This is a genomic window from Mesobacillus maritimus (assembly GCF_023715205.1).
GTDB lineage: Bacteria > Bacillota > Bacilli > Bacillales > Cytobacillaceae > Mesobacillus_B > Mesobacillus_B maritimus_C.
Genome location: NZ_JAMBNR010000022.1, coordinates 21,780 through 39,948, shown reverse-complemented (window position 1 = coordinate 39,948; position 18,169 = coordinate 21,780). Strand labels below are relative to the sequence as shown.

The window sequence follows — 18,169 nt, the reverse complement described above, 5'->3', positions numbered from 1 at the left end:
TTTTTCATAGCAACCGAGAATATGAAAAACCTGTTTTCCAAGTCTTTGAGTAAGAAAAAACTGGCAATTATTTCTGCTAGTTTGCTAGTGTTTGTTGGTGTTTTAGGAATCTTCCTTTACGAAGGAACCAAAAAGACCGTTGCACTAACACTAGATGGCCAAGAAAAAACTGTAAAAACACATGCAGATACAATCCAGGAATTATTTGAAGAACTAGAAATTTCTCTTGGCGAGGAAGACTATTTATCATTAGCTGCTACCTCAAAGGTTGAAAATAACCTTGAAATTGAGTGGAAGCCGGCAAAACAGGTACAGTTGGTAGAGGACGAGAAAAGCAAGACATATTGGACTGCTTCAGACACGGTTAAAGAATTCCTAGAAGAAAAAGATATTGCGTTAAAAGAACACGACAAGATAAGCCCAACCCCAGATACAGAAATTGAGCAAGACTTAAAAATTGATATTCAAAGAGCATTCACCGTAAAAGTAGTTGTCGGTGGAAAAGAACAAAAAGAATGGTCTACTTCGACTACGGTCGCTGACTTTTTATCACAGCAAGGAATTGAACTCAAAGATATGGACCGAGTTGAACCTGCACTTACAGAACCTGTAACAAGTGACACCTTAGTAAAGGTGATTCGAGTTGAAAAAGTCACCGATGTAGTGGAAGAACCAATTAAGTTTGCTACAGTTACGAAAAATGATGGCAGTTTAGAAAAAGGCCAACAAAAAGTTGTATCAAATGGTCAAGAAGGCTTAGTTGAGAAAAAATATGAAGTCATCATGGAAGACGGCAAAGAAGTATCAAGAGAATTGATTAGTGAAACGAAGGTAAAAGATAAACAAGATAAAGTAGTTGCAATGGGTACAAAAGAGATTGCACAACAAGTTTCAAGAAGTGCTCCCTCTAAATCGGCTAATACTCAAGCAAAAGCAGCTAGTTCTTCTGGTGGAAAAGAGTTTTATGTCAATTCCACAGCCTATACGGCGAATTGTAATGGATGTTCAGGAGTAACGGCGACAGGTATAAATTTAAAAGCGAATCCAAATGCAAAGGTCATCGCAGTTGACCCAAGTGTCATTCCATTAGGTTCTAAAGTCTATGTTGAAGGATATGGGTACGCAACAGCTGCCGATACTGGTTCAGCGATTAATGGCAATAAAATCGATGTCTTTTTCCCTTCGAAGTCTCAGGCTTATCGGTGGGGCAATAAACGTGTAAAAATTCAAGTAGTTAATTGATGATGCAGGGGAGAAATCCTCTGCATTTTCATTTTTTCAATTTAAGGTATAATAGGTAAAGTGATTCGTGATGATAATGGGAAGAGTAAATTCCTTCTATATATATATAGACGTTTATGTTTCAAAAATGTTTCAATTTTTTTATTTTTATCTCTTTTCTCGAAGATTGTTGCTTTTTAAAGGAAATATTGAATGGTTTAGCTATGATTCCATTCCAAAGTTCGTTTGCAAATTGAGGAAAGGGTTCACAAACTAGAGGTTCCGCAGAGAAAGGCTTATTTCTCGTTAAAAATGACTTTAAGATTGTAACAACAAACTTAACGAAAACAGTCTTATTTTTTTACAAAGGATGACAGAAACTATATGAAGATAAAAGAAGTTATTGTGGTTGAAGGGAAAGATGACACAACAGCAATTCGAAATGCCGTAGAGGCAGATACAATTGAGACGAATGGATCTGCGATCAATCAGGAAACAATTGAGATGATTCGTCATGCGGAGAAAACACGCGGAGTGATTGTGTTTACAGACCCGGACTTTCCAGGAGAAAAAATTCGAAAAACGATCGCAAAACAAATCCCTACTTGTAAACATGCATTTATTCCTAAGGAAAAGGCTCTCCCAAAAAGAGGACGCGGACTGGGGGTTGAACATGCTTCCCCAGATGTAATTCGTGAGGCGTTAAAAGATGCCCAAACAATGCAGGAGCATGTAAAAGAGGAGATAACGCGAGAGGATCTCCTTGATGCCGGCTTAATCGCTGGGGAAGGCGCAAAGGAGAGACGAGAAAAACTCGGGAAAATCTTGAAGATTGGATATACAAATGGGAAACAGTTACATAAACGTTTGATGATGTTTCAAATTACGGTCGAAGATTTTGCAAAGGCAATGACTGTAATTAGACAGGAGGAAGAGGATGCATAAGGATATAGCAACACCAGTTCGGACGAAAGAGATCCTAGATAAATATGGTTTTTCTTTTAAAAAGAGCCTTGGACAAAACTTTTTAATTGATACAAATATTTTAAACAGAATTGTCGATCATGCAGAACTAACAGAAAACTCTGCGGCTATTGAAGTAGGGCCGGGTATTGGGGCTCTAACAGAACAGCTAGCGAAGAGAAGCAAGAAAGTGATGGCTTTTGAGATCGACCAGCGCTTATTGCCCATTCTAGCCGATACATTATCTCCATATCCAAATGTGAAAGTGATTCATCAGGATGTGTTAAAAGCTGATGTTGAAAGCTATATTAAAGAAGAACTCGCAGGATTTGAGGATATTATGGTAGTGGCGAACCTTCCTTATTATGTTACAACTCCAATCCTTATGAAATTATTGGAAGAGAAATTGCCGATCCGTGGGATTGTAGGGATGTTGCAAAAGGAAGTAGCTGATCGAATTGCAGCAAAACCTGGTACTAAGGAGTATGGTTCGTTGTCCATAGCTGTCCAGTATTATACTACGGCTGAGACGGTAATGATTGTTCCTAAAACGGTCTTTATACCACAGCCAAATGTTGATTCAGCCGTGATTCGATTAATAGTAAGAGATGAGCCAGCAGTGAAAGTGATTGATGAATCGTTTTTCTTTCAAGTGACAAGAGCCAGCTTTGCACAACGGAGAAAAACCATTTTAAATAATTTAACAAGTCAATTGCCAGACGGAAAACAGAAAAAAGCTCAAATTATCACTGCGTTAAATCAAGCGGGAATTGAGGAATCAAGACGAGGAGAGACACTTTCCATTGAAGAGTTTGGGAGACTTAGTGATACGCTATATCCAATCTTCCATACGTAATGAAGCCCTTAAAGAGGGCTTTTTTTATTAGGCTCTTTTCTTAAGTATTGTTACTTTTTATAGAATAATCTAGCTATGATCCATTCCAAAGATTGTTTACAAGATGAGAAGGGAGCCGACAAACTAAGTTGTAACGCAGAAAAAAAGCTTATTTCGCATTAATAACAACATCAGGATTTTTACAACAAACCTTACAAAAAAACAGCCTATTATTCCGTAAGAGAGCATTGTTGATTACGGCGTTAGTACATTCTTCTCTAAAAAACGAAATGGGTTGTGGTTTCACATTCAAATGGGTGACTGCATAACTTAAATGAAGAACAATACTCTTAGGCAAAGCCGTTTTGGAGTGAAGAAATTGGGAATACAACTTAGGGATATAGTAGGTAGAATCTCATATAATTGTGATATTATTTTTCGCGTTACAGATATTCAAGAAGTAAATGGCGTAAAAATGGCCATTCTCTTCGGAGAGGATTTTCGCCTAGTCGCTGATGCTCCATATGAAGACTTAGTGAAGGTAAACCCAAGTGAGCGGAAGCGTTTAACTGAGGAAAGCCGCTCTCGTGAACAGCAATCTTATATTTTGTTCCAGCAGGATGTGGATTTACTTAAGCAAAAGCAAGAGTATGAAGCAACTGAATCATATAGCAATAACAGTGGCTATTTCCAGTTACCGGGAAGAGTACTGCACCTCGATGGGGATCCCAATTATTTAGAGAAATGTTTAATGCTATATGAGAAAATAGGTGTACCAGTTTACGGCATTCACTGTAGTGAAAAGGAAATGCCAAATAAAATTAGTGATTTGCTAGATTATTACCGCCCGGATATCTTAGTCATTACCGGACATGATGCTTATTCAAAAGCAAAAGGAAAGCCGGAGGATTTGAAGGCATATCGTCATTCAAGGCATTTCGTTCAAACCGTTCAAGCAGCCAGAAGGAAAGTGCCACATCTTGATCAATTAGTGATCTTTGCAGGAGCTTGTCAGTCTCATTTCGAGTCCCTAATTCAAGCGGGGGCAAACTATGCTAGTTCTCCATCACGAGTGAATATCCATGCTCTAGACCCTGTGTATATTGTTGCAAAAATAAGCTTTACACCATTCGTTGAAAGGGTTCATGTATGGGATGTTCTGAAAAACACACTAACTGGGGAAAAGGGTCTTGGCGGAATAGAAACGAGAGGCGTGTTAAGACTAGGGATGCCCTATCAACAGCCACAAGAGTAAAAGGGGATAGCCGCTTTGTAGAAGCGGCTCTTTTTTATGGATATTCATTCTGTCGCTGTCTCTCAGCCCAAAAGAGAAAGAGAGGCTTTTCTTGCTTCAACCTTTACATGTTATACCGTTTTAGAGATAGGAAATATTTATAAGGGATTCAATCCAATTTTCTTTTTTGAATCAACCTATCTTTGAAAACTACTTTGATAATAGCTTATTGAAACAATTTACATAATTTCTCTGTATATAGGATAAGCTATCATTGTTGAAAAATAGAAGAAAATGAAGAAGGAAATATGTTGACATTTAATTTTCAATCCTGTTATAATTTTATGTTTTGTTTGACGAAAAACATGTCAGTGTGTTATACTTGACATAGTGAGGTGGACAGAATGCCAAAAACATTATTGGACATTAAGAAAGCTCTTGATTCAAATTTAGGCAAAAGACTTTTGCTAAAGGCGAATGGAGGACGGAGAAAGACAATTGAACGTTCAGGTATTTTAGCAGAAACCTATCCCTCAGTCTTTGTTATTGAACTAGACCAAGAGGAAAATTCTTTCGAACGAGTATCATATAGTTATGCAGATGTTTTAACAGAAACGGTACAAATTACTTTCTATGAGGATACAGCAGGAAATATTGCTCTTAGCTAATAGAGCATAAACCAGGCAGTGGACAATTGTTTACTGCTTTTTTGTTTTCTAATAATATATACAATCCCCAGCTAAAACCCTAAGAATAACCTTATCTCAATTGGAGAGGTCCAGGCCATACGCCGCTGAACAGGGCGCTTTCGCTTTTCGAGGGATCTAAAGGGAGAGGGTTTTACTTAGAGAGTGTCTAGCTGCAGCACCCTAGCGGCTAGTGTCCTTCCCTCTCCGCCCTCCGATAAGTCAACATCGATTCGCCTCCGGCTCTTCGTGTTTCCTTTATCCCGTTCCAACGGGCAGTAAATGCTTAACTGCCCGTAAGAACCCGATTGATTATTCTAAGGGCTAAAGCCCTAAGAATAACCTTATCTCAGTTGGAGAGCTCCAGGCCATACGCCGCTGAACAGGGCGCTTTCGCTTTTCTTTGTCCAGCTGCAGCGGCTAGCCCCTCGAGTCGCTTCGGTCCGTCAGTTGAAGTCAAAGAACGACTTCATCTGCCGGCCCTCCAGCGCTTGTCGGGGCTGTACGAGCCGCCTCCGCTTTTCGAATTAGGATAATTTAGGATTACATAACTGGGTGAAATGGTACGATACTAATGTTACTGCAGCGGTGAAAGGAGCTGGTTTCTCGTGGGCAGAAGAAGAGGGATTATGTCTGATCAGTTTAAAGAAGAGCTTGCAAAGGAACTTGGTTTCTACGATGTCGTCCAAAAGGAAGGCTGGGGAGGAATTAAAGCAAAAGATGCAGGGAATATGGTGAAAAGGGCCATTGAACTTGCTGAACAGCAGCTCATGAATCAGCAGAAATAACTTTTCGTTTACAGGCAAGAAAGCCGTAATAGCCTTCTAGATCAAATCAAAGATACCGCTGCAGGATGGTCGGGGATGTTTCCCCGGCCTTTTTGCTAATTGGAAGGGTCATTAAAGCTTCTTCTAACTACGATTTTACTCAAAAAGTCGTGAAATCGTGTCAAATTCACGATTTCTTCTACCAAAATTCTTCCTTAGAGCGTTTTTATGGTAAAATAGGACAAAAAATGGACAGCGTTGAATTTTTTAAAAGTAGGTGGAAGGATTGAAGCTTTTAATAAAGGCACCGGCAAAAATCAATTTGTCGCTCGATGTACTACATAAGCGGCCTGATGGTTATCATGAAGTTGAAATGGTGATGACGACAATTGATTTAGCTGATCGGATCGAGATGAGTTTACTCGACCAAGATCGCATTAGGATAAATTCACAAAACCGCTTTGTTCCGGATGATCAACGGAATTTGGCCTATCAAGCTGCTCGGTTGCTGAAGGAAGAGTTTAATGTCAAACAAGGAGTTGCCATTGCAATTGAGAAAACGATTCCAGTGGCTGCTGGTTTGGCGGGTGGGAGCAGTGATGCTGCTGCGACTTTGAGAGGTTTAAATAAACTCTGGGGACTTGGCCTTAGTCTAGATGAACTGGCTACTCTAGGGGCTAAAATTGGCTCTGATGTTTCATTTTGTGTATATGGCGGAACCGCACTGGCAACAGGAAGAGGAGAAATCATCAAAGAGTTGCCTGCCCCGCCAACTTGTTGGGTCGTCCTAGCTAAGCCGTTTATTGGGGTTTCCACAGCAGAAGTTTATCGCCGGTTAAACATCGCTGGAGTGAATCACCCAAATACAAAGGAAATGATTCAGGCGATTGAGGAAAAGAATTTTCGGAGTGTCTGTGAAAATGTAGGAAATGTGCTAGAAGAGGTAACCCTTGACCTTCATCCTGAAGTCGCATTAATTAAAGATCAAATGAAGCGATTTGGTGCTGATGCGGTTCTTATGAGTGGGAGTGGTCCAACTGTCTTCAGTCTAGTTGAACATGATTCACGAATGCATCGGGTCTATAATGGACTAAGAGGTTTTTGTGACCAAGTTTTTGCGGTCCGGATGCTTGGGGAACGACACTCAATCGATTGATTTCTTCAAGGCTTGAAAAAATCCGTAAATTAATGATATATTTATTGATAATATTCGGATTTGGAGGTTATTCATGAAATTCAAGCGAAGTGAACGTTTGATTGATATGACGCATTATTTATTGGACCATCCACGTGAATTAGTTCCCCTTACCTATTTTGCAGACAAGTATGGTTCTGCAAAATCATCAATAAGTGAGGATTTGGGGATTATTAAGGAAACGTTTGAGGCTCGTGGTATCGGTGTTTTACAAACGGTTTCTGGAGCAGCTGGGGGTGTTAAATTCCATGTTCAAGTGACCGATGAAGAAGCCTTGAAGCTCATTGACCAGCTATGTAGCATCTTTGCAGACTCCGACCGTTTGTTACCTGGGGGGTATTTATATCTCAATGATATCCTAGGAGACCCTAAGATTGTAAAAGCGGTTGGAAGAGTGATAGCTTCCGCTTATGCGAACGCAGAAATAGATGCGGTGATGACAGTTGCTACGAAGGGGATTTCAATTGCCTATGCAGTCGCTGGGCACTTAAATGTACCTGTTGTCATTGTGAGACGCGATCCAAAGGTTACAGAAGGCTCAACCGTAAGTATCAATTATGTCTCAGGATCGACTAAGAGGATTCAAACGATGGTGTTATCAAAAAGGAGTATTTCTGAAGGGTCCAAAGTATTAATTGTGGATGACTTTATGAAAGCCGGAGGGACAATCAATGGAATGATTGACCTATTGCAAGAATTCAGTGCCACTGTTGCAGGAATCGCGGTTTTAGTTGAGTCGGAAGAAATTGAAGAACGATTAGTCGATGATTATCTCTCTTTGGTGCGTCTTTCAGATGTGAATGTAAAGGAAAAGAAAATAAGTGTAAGTCAGGGAAACTTTTTTACCATAAAAAATAAGGGGAGCGTGTAAATCGTGAAAAGTGTTCATACGAATCAAGCACCAGCAGCCATTGGGCCATATTCTCAAGGAATCATTGTGAATAATTTATTTTACAGTTCAGGACAAATTCCGTTAACTGCTGAGGGAGTAATGGTTGATGGAGATGTAAAAGAACAAACACATCAAGTGTTTAAGAACCTTATTGCTGTTTTAGAAGAAGCAGGGTCTTCGTTAGAATCCGTTGTAAAAGCAACTGTTTTTATTAAAAGTATGGACGAATTTGCCTTGATAAACGAGGTATACGGAGAATATTTTCACACTCATAAACCAGCTAGATCTTGCGTAGAAGTAGCTAGACTTCCTAAAGATGCTCTAGTCGAGATTGAAGTTGTTGCGCTCGTTAAATAATACGAGCGTTTTTTTATTATCAAAATTGGGGTTAAATTCGAGAGAAGTTGTATATAATCGATAAGGTTAATGAGGCTAATTACCTATATGGAAGAGATAAAAGAGTTCAACTTCCTGTATTTTATGAAAGTTGAGTATAAAATTAAAAATATTTTTTCTCAAAAGAAGGAAAATTGAATTGCCTGTTGAATTAGTTAACTAGAATTTTATCTTAATTGAAGGTGGTGAACGTAATGGAAGTTACAGATGTAAGATTGCGCCGTGTAAATACAGATGGACGGATGAGAGCGATTGCTTCAATCACACTTGATAACGAATTTGTTGTTCACGATATTCGTGTCATTGATGGGAACAATGGGCTTTTTGTAGCTATGCCAAGCAAACGCACTCCGGATGGAGAATTCCGTGATATTGCTCATCCAATTAATTCCGGTACACGCGGTAAAATCCAGGATGCTGTTTTGGCAGAATACCACCGTTTAGGTGAACTTGAAGTTGAGTTTGAAGAAGCAGGTGCATAGAAGAGTTTTCTTTTTTCAACAGGGGCCTACTCATAAGTAAGGCTCTTTTTTATTTACCCCGTTTACTCCACATTAAACCTATTCTCATCATTTTTTTTTAAAAGGCCCTAGTAATCGTTATCCAATATTGAGTTCAAAACAGGCAAAGCTGATGGTATAAACTAAGAATTAATAGATAAGAAATAACACTAACAAAAAATTCTCACTCTTCTCGTTATGTTGAAATGAATTGCAATTTAGGATATATTCTTAATGGATAAAAAGGTAAATTGGAGGCCTGTTGATGTCTAATCGTTATGCCATTATTTTAGCAGCTGGACAGGGAACAAGAATGAAATCAAAGCTATATAAAGTATTGCATCCTGTCTGCGGAAAGCCTATGGTTCAACATGTAATCGACCATGTAAAAAGCCTTAACATAAACGATATTGTGACAATTGTCGGACACGGTGCCGAAAAAGTAAAGGCTCAGCTAGGAGATTCAAGTATGTATGCTCTACAAGAAGAGCAGCTTGGAACAGCGCATGCTGTTATGCAATCTAAAGAAATGCTTGCAGGAAAAGATGGAACGACGATTGTTGTCTGTGGAGATACTCCCCTTATTAAAGGAGAAACCATGGAAGCGTTATTCCGTCATCATGAAGAAACTAGTGCCAAAGCCACGATTCTGACTGCGCGCGCAGAAGACCCTACAGGTTATGGAAGAATTATTCGCAATGAGCAAGCACTTGTAGAACGGATTGTTGAGCATAAAGATGCATCTGAATCAGAACGGGAAATCAACGAAATCAATACTGGAACCTATTGTTTCGATAATAAGGCCCTATTTGAAGCACTTGAGAACGTTGGGAATGATAATGTGCAGGGAGAATATTATCTTCCGGATGTCATTGAGATTTTAAAAGAACAAGGCGAAACGGTTTCTGCTTATGTAACGGACAGCTTTGAAGAAACGTTAGGAGTTAATGATCGAGTAGCTTTGTCAGAAGCTGAGCGGATTATGAGAAAGCGAATCAATGAAACGCATATGCGAAATGGTGTTACATTGATTGACCCTGCTAATACTTATATTGGTTCAGATGTAAAAATAGGTTCGGATACAATCGTCTATCCAGGAACGACGCTTTCAGGCGAAACGGTAATTGGATCAGATTGTAAAATTGGACCAAACACAGAAATCAATAATTGTGAGATTGGCGACCAGTCAGTTATTCGTCAATCATGCGCATTTGATAGTAAAATTGGTTCGGAAGTAAATATAGGACCATTTGCTCATATTCGACCACAATCCGAAATTCATGATGAAGTGAAAATCGGGAACTTTGTCGAGATTAAAAAAGCTACATTTGGAAAAGGAAGCAAAGCCTCTCATCTAAGCTATATTGGGGATGCAGAAGTTGGCAGTGACGTCAATATAGGATGTGGATCGATCACAGTCAATTATGATGGAAAAAACAAATTCCTAACCAAAATTGAGGACGGGGCTTTTATCGGTTGTAACTCGAACTTAGTGGCTCCTGTGACTGTTGGGAAAGGTGCCTATGTAGCTGCAGGCTCGACGATCACGGAAGATGTACCTGGAGAAGGTCTTGCAATTGCTCGTGCTCGCCAAGTGAATAAAGAAGATTATGTTGGAAAATTAAATTCAAAGAAATAACTTGGAGGTTCCATAATGACGAATCAGTATTTAGACCCAAATTTAAAGGTTTTTACGTTAAACTCAAATAAAGCACTTGCTGAAGAAATTGCAAAGGTAATCGGTGTAGAGTTGGGGAAATGTTCTGTTGCTAGATTTAGTGACGGAGAAATTCAAATCAATATTGAAGAGAGTATTCGCGGCTGTGACGTATATGTTATTCAATCGACAAGCGCTCCTGTAAATGAGCATATCATGGAGCTTCTGATTATGATTGATGCCTTGAAGCGCGCTTCAGCTAAGACCATCAATGTTGTGATTCCATACTATGGATATGCTCGTCAGGATCGTAAAGCTCGTGCGAGAGAACCTATTACTTCAAAGCTTGTGGCGAATTTACTTGAAACGGCTGGTGCTACACGTGTGATTACGCTTGATCTCCACGCGCCACAAATCCAAGGTTTCTTTGATATCCCGACAGATCAATTAATGGGTGTACCAATTTTAGCAGACTACTTCAAGAATCGTGAATTTGCTGGTGATGTGGTAATCGTTTCACCTGACCATGGTGGTGTGACAAGAGCAAGAAAGATGGCTGAGCGTTTAAAAGCTCCAATCGCTATTATTGACAAACGTCGCCCACGTCCAAATGTGGCAGAGGTAATGAATATTGTCGGTAATATTGAAGGGAAGACAGCGATTCTTATTGACGATATCATCGATACAGCTGGTACGATTACACTGGCTGCCAATGCACTTGTTGAAAACGGTGCAATTGAAGTGCTTGCTTGCTGTACACATCCAGTTCTATCTGGCCCAGCAATTGAGCGTATTCAAAATTCTCAAATCAAAGAATTAGTTGTGACCAATTCTATTGCTCTTCCAGCAGAGCGAAAGATTGATAAGATTGTTGAGCTCTCCGTTGCACCATTACTAGGAGAGGCGATCATTCGCGTCCATGAAGAGCAATCGGTCAGCACATTGTTTAATTAGGAATAAAGGTGAAAAGAAGGCTGTGGAAATAGCCTTCTTTTGTTATTATGGAAGACGTTTGCTTCTTTTGACATAATTTGTTTAGACTCTTTACTCAAGGCTTTTTTAGGAAAGGTTGTTGTTAAAATCCAAGTACCGATTTTAACGCAATAGTACCCATTTCGTATGTTTAATAAAGTTTGCAAACCCTTTTCTTATAAAAGAAGCTCTTTTTTGTATAACCTAGCTCATTCAGTCGCTTTTCTGTGTTCAAAAGCAACAAAGTTTGAGAAAAGAGCGTTTCTCAAAGATTTTTGCTTTTTAAAGGAAATATAGAATGTTTTTGCTATGATTCCATTCCTAAGTTTGTTTATGAAAACAGCCTTTGTTTATTATGATGAAAAGTAAAATGGAGGCTAGCTTTTCAAATTATTTCGTATCGAATTGAAATCACACGTTTAGATTCCAAGGTAATAGGGCATTTTTTTAATGATAAGCCAAAATTGCAATTTGGAAGGGGACGTATATAAATGAGTGCGATTTTAAAAGCCAATGACCGTAGTGAATTACAAAAATCAAGTTTGAATAAACTTCGTGCATCTGGTCAAATACCAGCGGTTGTTTACGGAAGCAATATGGAAAGTAAGCCTGTTTATGTAGAGAGTACTGAATTTGTAAAAACAATCCGTGAAGTTGGTCGAAATGGGATCATTTCACTTGATGTTGATGGGAAGCAAACAGATGTTATGTTAACGGATTATCAGCAAGATTCAATAAAAGGCCATTTTCTTCATGCGGACTTCTTTGCTGTTGATATGAAAGCAGAGCGTGAAGCAACAGTACGATTAGCACTTGTTGGTGAAGCGGCAGGAGTGAAGGATGGGGGCGTAATGCAACAAGCCGTACATGAAGTATCTGTTACAGCAACTCCAGCCAATATTCCACAAGCCATTGAACTGGATATCAGCGATTTACAAGTAAATGAAAATTTAACAGTTGCAGATTTGAAGAATAAGGGCGGAAGTTATACAATTAATGATGATGAATCATTAGTGTTAGTGACAATCCTTCCTCCGAAGCAAGAGGAAGAAATTAACTCTGGTGAACAACAAGAAGCAGGAACACCAGATAATGAGGAAGGTCGAGAGACAGAACCATCAGAAGGTTAGAAGAATAGACGTAACCAACTAGGTTGCGTCTTTATTTGCGATAGAGAGCAACACTATGTTTTTCTAAAGCTGATGTTGGTTTATTTTAGAAGCAGGTGGGGAAAAGATGAAATTAATTGTTGGTTTGGGAAACCCAGGGAAACAATATGAAAAAACACGGCATAATGTGGGTTTTGAAGTGATAGATGAACTTTCCAACCGCCTCAATATTTCCTTAAGTCAAGCCAAATTTAAGGGGATGTATGGAGCGGGAGTGGTAAATGGAGAAAAGATTATTCTATTAAAGCCGCTAACCTACATGAATTTATCAGGTGAGTCGATTGGTGCCGTAATGAATTATTATGATATTGATGTGGATGATTTACTAGTGATTTATGATGATTTGGATTTGCCAACGGGAAAAATCCGCCTTCGCCAAAAAGGTAGTGCAGGTGGCCATAATGGAATCCGTTCAACGATTGCTCATACGGGAACGCAGGAGTTCAAGCGGATTAGAGTAGGAATAAGTCGCCCGCAAAATCGAATGCCAATTACAGATTATGTGCTCGGAAAATTCTCAAAAGAAGAGCAGGCAGAAATCGATCAAGCTGTTGATAAAGCATGTAAGGCTTGTGAGGCGTGGGTGGACCTCCCATTTCTCCAAGTAATGAATCAGTATAATCAGTAATATCTAAAGGGAATGGGAATAAAATAGCAGTGAATAAGTTCCTCCAAATCCGTAAATAATAAGAATGACAGATTCGGAGGAGGGACTTGCATGGCTATGCATTATTATTGCCGTCATTGCGGAACAAACATTGGTACATTGGACAATACGCTTATTCAAAGTGAGTCTCTAGGCTTCCATAAGCTGACAGATGAAGAACGCCATGATATGATAAGCTATGAAAGCAACGGGGACATTCAGATAAAATCAATCTGCGAAGATTGTCAGGAATCATATGAACGAAATCCAAGCTATCATGAAAATGACTACTTGATTCACTGACACGCTTTGGACTACTAATCCAAAGCATTTTTCTGTTTCTATATGGATTCGTTCTATAACTTTGAAAACAAAGCTAGAATATTCTAGCTCCAGTGCAAACTCGCCTGGAGCATTCTTTAGTGAGGGAGAGGATGGGATGCAAGGGCTTAAAGCTCTTTTTAGTCAACAAGATGATGTCCATTCCGTCATATCGGGAATGGAGGTAGGCTTAAAAGAACAACTTGTAGCTGGACTATCCGGGTCAGCAAGGGCTGTTTTTTTAGCGTCTATTTATGAGAAAACAAACCGTTCTGTCCTTGTCGTAACACATAATTTACTTCAAGCACAGAAAATGTATGATGATTTAACGGGTTTACTCGGGGAAAATAATTTATACTTGTATCCAGCAAATGAACTGATTGCTGCAGAGTTAAGCATTTCGTCGCCGGAGTTGAAGGCTCAACGAATTGAAGCACTCAATTATTTGGCGAGTAACAATAAAGGAATTGTTATTGCCCCAATGGCTGGGTTACGCAAGATTTTACCACCAAAGCAAATGTGGATGCGTTTTCAAGTCTCCTTCTCGGTTGGGGATGAGATTGAAATTGAACAGCTGTTAAAACAATTTGTCGATATGGGATATGTGCGATCAGATTTGGTTGCCGCACCTGGAGAATTCAGCGTTCGCGGAGGAATTATTGATATTTATCCATTAACAGCCGTTGATCCATTTCGAATTGAATTATTTGACACGGAGGTTGATTCCATTCGTTCCTTTTCTTTAGAAGATCAACGCTCTAAAGAAAAACTTGATTCTGTTCAAATTGGTCCGGCAACTGAAAATGTTTTAGATCCTAGTCAGGTGGAGCAATTAATTACAGGCCTTGAATCTGGTTTGAGTAAGAGTCTAAAAAAGCTCAAAGACGAGAAAGCCAAAAGTCAACTAATGCAAAACATTGAGTATGAGTTGGAATTATTACGAAACGGTCAAAAACCGGATCAATTATTTAAATATTTGTCACTCGCCTATGGACAACCTCACAGTTTACTAGATTACCTGAGTGAAGAGGGGTTTCTTTTCATAGATGAAGTAGGTCGTGTTCAGGAAATGAATGAATCATTGAATAAGGATGAAGCAGAATGGTATACCGACCTTTTAAGCGCAGGGCAAATCATTCATGATATTCAAGTTTCACACCAGTTACCTGATTTGCTTCAAAAAACAAACAGATCGATCATCTATACGAATCTGTTTTTAAGGCATGTTCCAAATACAAACCCACAAAACATCGTCAATACTTCTTGTAAGCCAATGCAAAATTTCCACGGACAAATGAATGTGTTAAAAGGAGAAATTGAGCGTTGGAAGAAAGGCAATTATACGGTTGTCCTAATGGGAGCAGATGAAGAACGGGCTTTAAAACTTGAACGAGTTTTAGAGGATTATGAGATAGAGGCAATCCGCATCCCTGATTCTGAATCAATCTTGATGGAAAAGGTTCAGATTGTAGAAGGTAGCTTGAATACCGGATTTGAAATGCCAATCCAAAAGTTGGCTGTTTTGACGGAAGAAGAGTTGTTTAATAAAAAGGTTAAGCGAACTAAACGTCGTCAAAAGCTTTCCAATGCCGAGCGGATCAAAAGTTACTCTGAGCTTAAAGTTGGCGATTATGTTGTCCATGTAAATCACGGGATAGGAAAGTATCTAGGAATCGAGACGCTAGTAATAAACGGTGTTCATAAGGATTACCTAAACATTCGTTATCAGGGTACAGACCAGCTTTATGTACCGGTTGAACAAATTGATTTGATTCAAAAATATGTGGCTTCAGAAGGAAAAGAGCCGAAGATTTACAAACTCGGTGGGAATGATTGGAAACGAGTTAAGAACAAAGTTCAATCATCGGTCCAAAATATTGCAGATGACTTAATTAAACTTTATGCAGAGCGTGAAGCAAGCAAAGGTTATGCATTCTCTCCCGATGGTGATATGCAAAGAGAATTCGAAGCTGCATTCCCATACGAAGAGACGGAAGACCAACTACGTTCTATTCTAGAAATCAAGAAAGATATGGAAAGGGAGCGACCAATGGATCGCTTGCTTTGCGGGGACGTTGGATATGGGAAAACAGAAGTTGCTATCCGAGCTGCCTTTAAAGCCATTGCTGATGGGAAGCAAGTTGCTTTGCTTGTTCCAACGACCATTTTGGCTCAGCAACATTATGAAACGATGCGCGAAAGATTTCAGGATTACCCAATCAATATTGGATTGTTAAGCCGTTTTAGAACGAGAAAACAGCAAAATGAAACCATTAAAGGTTTAAAAGCTGGGACGGTTGATATTGTGGTTGGTACTCATCGTATTCTTTCAAAGGATATTACCTATCGAGACTTAGGTTTGCTGATTATAGATGAAGAACAACGCTTTGGGGTGACTCATAAAGAAAAGATTAAACAATTAAAAACCAATGTCGATGTATTAACACTTACGGCTACTCCAATTCCAAGAACTTTGCATATGTCAATGTTAGGGGTACGTGATTTATCGGTAATTGAAACCCCTCCAGAAAATCGTTTCCCAGTTCAAACGTATGTAATGGAATATAATGGTGGGCTTGTTCGTGAGGCAATAGAACGTGAACTTGCGCGAGATGGCCAAGTATATTTCCTCTATAATCGTGTTGAAGATATTGAACGAAAAGCGGAAGAGATCTCCATGCTTGTCCCTGATGCACGTGTGACCTATGCCCACGGGAAGATGACTGAGAATGAGCTCGAATCAGTCATGCTCGGTTTCCTTGAAGGAGAGTTCGATGTTTTAGTAAGTACTACCATTATCGAAACAGGGGTCGATATCCCGAATGTAAATACGTTAATTGTACACGATGCTGACCGGATGGGGTTATCGCAACTTTATCAGTTAAGAGGTCGTGTAGGTCGTTCAAATCGCGTTGCATACGCGTATTTTACGTATCGTAAAGATAAAGTTTTAACAGAAGTAGCCGAAAAACGATTGCAGGCCATTAAGGAATTCACTGAGTTAGGCTCTGGATTTAAAATTGCGATGCGTGATTTATCGATCCGTGGCGCAGGAAATCTTCTAGGGGCAGAACAACATGGATTTATCGATTCTGTTGGATTTGACTTGTATTCACAAATGTTAAAAGAAGCAATTGAAGAACGAAAGCCTGGTTATGAACAGAAGGTTCGTCGCACGGTTGAAATTGATTTAGAAGTGGATGCTTATCTTCCGGATAAGTATATTGCAGATGGTCATCAAAAGATTGAAATGTACAAGCGTTTCCGTGGCCTTGAAACGATAAAGGATATTGAGGAATTACAGGAAGAAATGATTGACCGCTTTGGTGATTATCCAGAGGAGGTTGAAAATCTCTTTAAAGTTTCTGAGTTGAAGATATTTGCGGAAATGGCTGGGGTCGACTCGATTAAACAAGCAAAACAAGATATCACCATTTTGGTGTCTGAAGATGGGACGCAACGCATCGATGGTCAAAAAATCTTTAAAATCAGCGATAAATACCGAAGAAATGTAGGTTTAGGAATGGACGGTAGTAGGTTGAAGATGGTGGTTCATACTAAGTCACTAAAGCAAGAAGAATGGCTATCGATTACGTTTGAAATGGTCAAAGGTCTTCATGATTCAATTCGAGATGAAGAAAGTTCGGTGACAAAATCAAGTTAATGGTTGGTTGTGAGTGCTCATTTCATAAATTGAACAGGACCAACTTAAGATCCTTACGAAGCGGCCTTGTAATCAAAATGTAAAACAGTTAAGGTTTCAAATTCTGATACGAGGGTATTAAATACTATCAGTTACAATGGAATGTTTAACCACTTTTGGGATTGAGTTAAGAGAAAATCTTCTCTGATGTGAATAGAACTTTCCAGATGAAAGATACTAAGTTCAATCATGGTAATGGTGGATAAAAAAAGGGGTTCAACCATCATTGTCAAAAACAATCATCAGATGAAAGTGAGGCAACGTTGGATGAAAGCAACTGGTATTGTTCGTCGTATCGATGATTTAGGTCGAGTGGTGATTCCGAAAGAAATTCGGAGAACACTAAGGATTCGTGAGGGTGACCCATTAGAGATTTTTGTTGACCGTGATGGCGAAGTTATTTTAAAGAAGTATTCGCCAATTAGTGAACTAAGTGATTTTGCAAAGGAATATGCAGAAGCTTTATATGATAGCTTGGGTAATCCGGTTCTTATATGTGACCGTGACTCTTTCATTGCTATCGCTGGAGGTTCAAAAAAGGATTATTTAAATAAAAACATAAGCGATTTAGTTGAAAAAACGATGGAAGAACGCTCATCTGTTTTGATGACACAACAAGGAACAGTCACACTTGTTGATGGTATTGAAGATGAGATTGCTTCCTATACAATTGGTCCAATCATTGCGAATGGTGACCCAATTGGATCTGTGATTATTTATTCCAAAGAAGGCTCCTTAGGAGAAGTTGAACAGAAAGCTGTTGAAACAGCAGCGGGATTCTTAGCAAGACAAATGGAACAATAAACATATGTTTTCGAGGTAGAGGAAAAGGGGGCTAATCCCAAAGGCATATAGCTTTTGGGGTTGGGCTCTTTTTCCTTTGGTTAAGCTCTTTTTTCAAACCTTGTTGCTTTTTAGATATTAAGAGAAAAATTTAGCTGTGTTTCACTGGACAGCAACGTTAAATCAGAAGAAAAGAACCAGTAAACCTAGTATGAACGCACAAAATGGC

17 protein-coding genes are annotated in these 18,169 nt (G+C 39.2%); all 17 read left to right on the top strand.

From position 1 onward, the window contains the following. Positions 1-21 precede the first annotated feature (21 nt). The 17 genes from M3182_RS23175 (at position 22) to spoVT (ending at position 17,961) form a co-directional block, all read left to right on the top strand. The gene (locus M3182_RS23175; protein ID WP_251436164.1) at positions 22-1,242 is read left to right on the top strand and encodes a resuscitation-promoting factor; all 1,221 of its coding nucleotides are present in this window, start codon (positions 22-24) and stop codon (positions 1,240-1,242) included. Positions 1,243-1,605: 363 nt separating this feature from the next. Further along, positions 1,606-2,166 carry a ribonuclease M5 gene (gene rnmV, locus M3182_RS23170; protein ID WP_251436102.1) on the top strand — a complete coding sequence of 187 codons (561 nt, stop codon included), beginning with the start codon at positions 1,606-1,608 and terminating at the stop codon, positions 2,164-2,166. Beyond that, the gene (rsmA, locus tag M3182_RS23165) at positions 2,159-3,040 is read left to right on the top strand and encodes a 16S rRNA (adenine(1518)-N(6)/adenine(1519)-N(6))-dimethyltransferase RsmA (protein WP_251436099.1); all 882 of its coding nucleotides are present in this window, start codon (positions 2,159-2,161) and stop codon (positions 3,038-3,040) included. Before rnmV ends, rsmA begins: the two co-directional genes overlap by 8 nt. Before the next feature lie 313 nt (positions 3,041-3,353). Beyond that, a complete protein-coding gene (gene yabG, locus M3182_RS23160) occupies positions 3,354-4,274 on the top strand; it encodes a sporulation peptidase YabG (protein WP_432806641.1) in 921 nt (306 codons plus the stop codon). 383 nt (positions 4,275-4,657) lie between these two features. Beyond that, a complete protein-coding gene (gene veg / locus M3182_RS23155; RefSeq protein ID WP_251436093.1) occupies positions 4,658-4,921 on the top strand; it encodes a biofilm formation stimulator Veg in 264 nt (87 codons plus the stop codon). A 626-nt stretch (positions 4,922-5,547) separates the two neighbouring features. Further along, the gene (locus M3182_RS23150) at positions 5,548-5,727 is read left to right on the top strand and encodes a small, acid-soluble spore protein, alpha/beta type (protein ID WP_251436090.1); all 180 of its coding nucleotides are present in this window, start codon (positions 5,548-5,550) and stop codon (positions 5,725-5,727) included. Positions 5,728-5,992: 265 nt separating this feature from the next. After that, a complete protein-coding gene (ispE, locus tag M3182_RS23145; protein ID WP_251436088.1) occupies positions 5,993-6,862 on the top strand; it encodes a 4-(cytidine 5'-diphospho)-2-C-methyl-D-erythritol kinase in 870 nt (289 codons plus the stop codon). 73 nt (positions 6,863-6,935) lie between these two features. Beyond that, complete coding sequence (gene purR / locus M3182_RS23140) at positions 6,936-7,772, top strand: pur operon repressor (protein ID WP_251436086.1); 837 nt, start codon at positions 6,936-6,938, stop codon at positions 7,770-7,772. Next, positions 7,773-8,150, top strand: coding sequence for a 2-iminobutanoate/2-iminopropanoate deaminase (ridA, locus tag M3182_RS23135; protein WP_251436148.1), 378 nt, complete (start codon positions 7,773-7,775; stop codon positions 8,148-8,150). A 233-nt stretch (positions 8,151-8,383) separates the two neighbouring features. Further along, positions 8,384-8,671, top strand: coding sequence for a septation regulator SpoVG (spoVG, locus tag M3182_RS23130; protein WP_046525179.1), 288 nt, complete (start codon positions 8,384-8,386; stop codon positions 8,669-8,671). Between the two features lie 283 nt (positions 8,672-8,954). Next, complete coding sequence (gene glmU, locus M3182_RS23125) at positions 8,955-10,328, top strand: bifunctional UDP-N-acetylglucosamine diphosphorylase/glucosamine-1-phosphate N-acetyltransferase GlmU (RefSeq protein ID WP_251436084.1); 1,374 nt, start codon at positions 8,955-8,957, stop codon at positions 10,326-10,328. A gap of 15 nt (positions 10,329-10,343) precedes the next feature. Continuing rightward, positions 10,344-11,300, top strand: a complete 957-nt coding sequence (locus M3182_RS23120; protein WP_251436082.1) for a ribose-phosphate diphosphokinase — start codon at positions 10,344-10,346, stop codon at positions 11,298-11,300. Between the two features lie 509 nt (positions 11,301-11,809). Next, entirely contained in the window at positions 11,810-12,448 is a 639-nt protein-coding gene (locus M3182_RS23115; protein WP_251436080.1) for a 50S ribosomal protein L25/general stress protein Ctc, read from the top strand. A gap of 106 nt (positions 12,449-12,554) precedes the next feature. After that, positions 12,555-13,115, top strand: a complete 561-nt coding sequence (gene pth / locus M3182_RS23110) for an aminoacyl-tRNA hydrolase (protein WP_251436078.1) — start codon at positions 12,555-12,557, stop codon at positions 13,113-13,115. 90 nt (positions 13,116-13,205) lie between these two features. Beyond that, complete coding sequence (gene fin, locus M3182_RS23105; RefSeq protein ID WP_251436075.1) at positions 13,206-13,436, top strand: anti-sigma-F factor Fin; 231 nt, start codon at positions 13,206-13,208, stop codon at positions 13,434-13,436. Positions 13,437-13,572: 136 nt separating this feature from the next. Beyond that, positions 13,573-17,118 carry a transcription-repair coupling factor gene (gene mfd, locus M3182_RS23100; RefSeq protein WP_251560278.1) on the top strand — a complete coding sequence of 1,182 codons (3,546 nt, stop codon included), beginning with the start codon at positions 13,573-13,575 and terminating at the stop codon, positions 17,116-17,118. A 306-nt stretch (positions 17,119-17,424) separates the two neighbouring features. Continuing rightward, positions 17,425-17,961 (top strand): stage V sporulation protein T, encoded by a 537-nt coding sequence (spoVT, locus tag M3182_RS23095; RefSeq protein ID WP_285869316.1) that lies wholly within the window; start codon positions 17,425-17,427, stop codon positions 17,959-17,961. The last annotated feature ends 208 nt before the right edge of the window (positions 17,962-18,169 follow it).

What these genes read in the sequence shown, in the direction of transcription:
- M3182_RS23175 (WP_251436164.1), top strand. Translation starts at nt 22, where the DNA reads ATGAAAAACCTGTTTTCCAAGTCTTTGAGTAAGAAAAAACTGGCAATT.
- rnmV (WP_251436102.1), top strand. Translation starts at nt 1,606, where the DNA reads ATGAAGATAAAAGAAGTTATTGTGGTTGAAGGGAAAGATGACACAACA.
- rsmA (WP_251436099.1), top strand. Translation starts at nt 2,159, where the DNA reads ATGCATAAGGATATAGCAACACCAGTTCGGACGAAAGAGATCCTAGAT.
- yabG (WP_432806641.1), top strand. Translation starts at nt 3,354, where the DNA reads ATGAAGAACAATACTCTTAGGCAAAGCCGTTTTGGAGTGAAGAAATTG.
- veg (WP_251436093.1), top strand. Translation starts at nt 4,658, where the DNA reads ATGCCAAAAACATTATTGGACATTAAGAAAGCTCTTGATTCAAATTTA.
- purR (WP_251436086.1), top strand. Translation starts at nt 6,936, where the DNA reads ATGAAATTCAAGCGAAGTGAACGTTTGATTGATATGACGCATTATTTA.
- spoVG (WP_046525179.1), top strand. Translation starts at nt 8,384, where the DNA reads ATGGAAGTTACAGATGTAAGATTGCGCCGTGTAAATACAGATGGACGG.
- glmU (WP_251436084.1), top strand. Translation starts at nt 8,955, where the DNA reads ATGTCTAATCGTTATGCCATTATTTTAGCAGCTGGACAGGGAACAAGA.
- M3182_RS23120 (WP_251436082.1), top strand. Translation starts at nt 10,344, where the DNA reads ATGACGAATCAGTATTTAGACCCAAATTTAAAGGTTTTTACGTTAAAC.
- M3182_RS23115 (WP_251436080.1), top strand. Translation starts at nt 11,810, where the DNA reads ATGAGTGCGATTTTAAAAGCCAATGACCGTAGTGAATTACAAAAATCA.
- pth (WP_251436078.1), top strand. Translation starts at nt 12,555, where the DNA reads ATGAAATTAATTGTTGGTTTGGGAAACCCAGGGAAACAATATGAAAAA.
- fin (WP_251436075.1), top strand. Translation starts at nt 13,206, where the DNA reads ATGGCTATGCATTATTATTGCCGTCATTGCGGAACAAACATTGGTACA.
- mfd (WP_251560278.1), top strand. Translation starts at nt 13,573, where the DNA reads ATGCAAGGGCTTAAAGCTCTTTTTAGTCAACAAGATGATGTCCATTCC.
- spoVT (WP_285869316.1), top strand. Translation starts at nt 17,425, where the DNA reads ATGAAAGCAACTGGTATTGTTCGTCGTATCGATGATTTAGGTCGAGTG.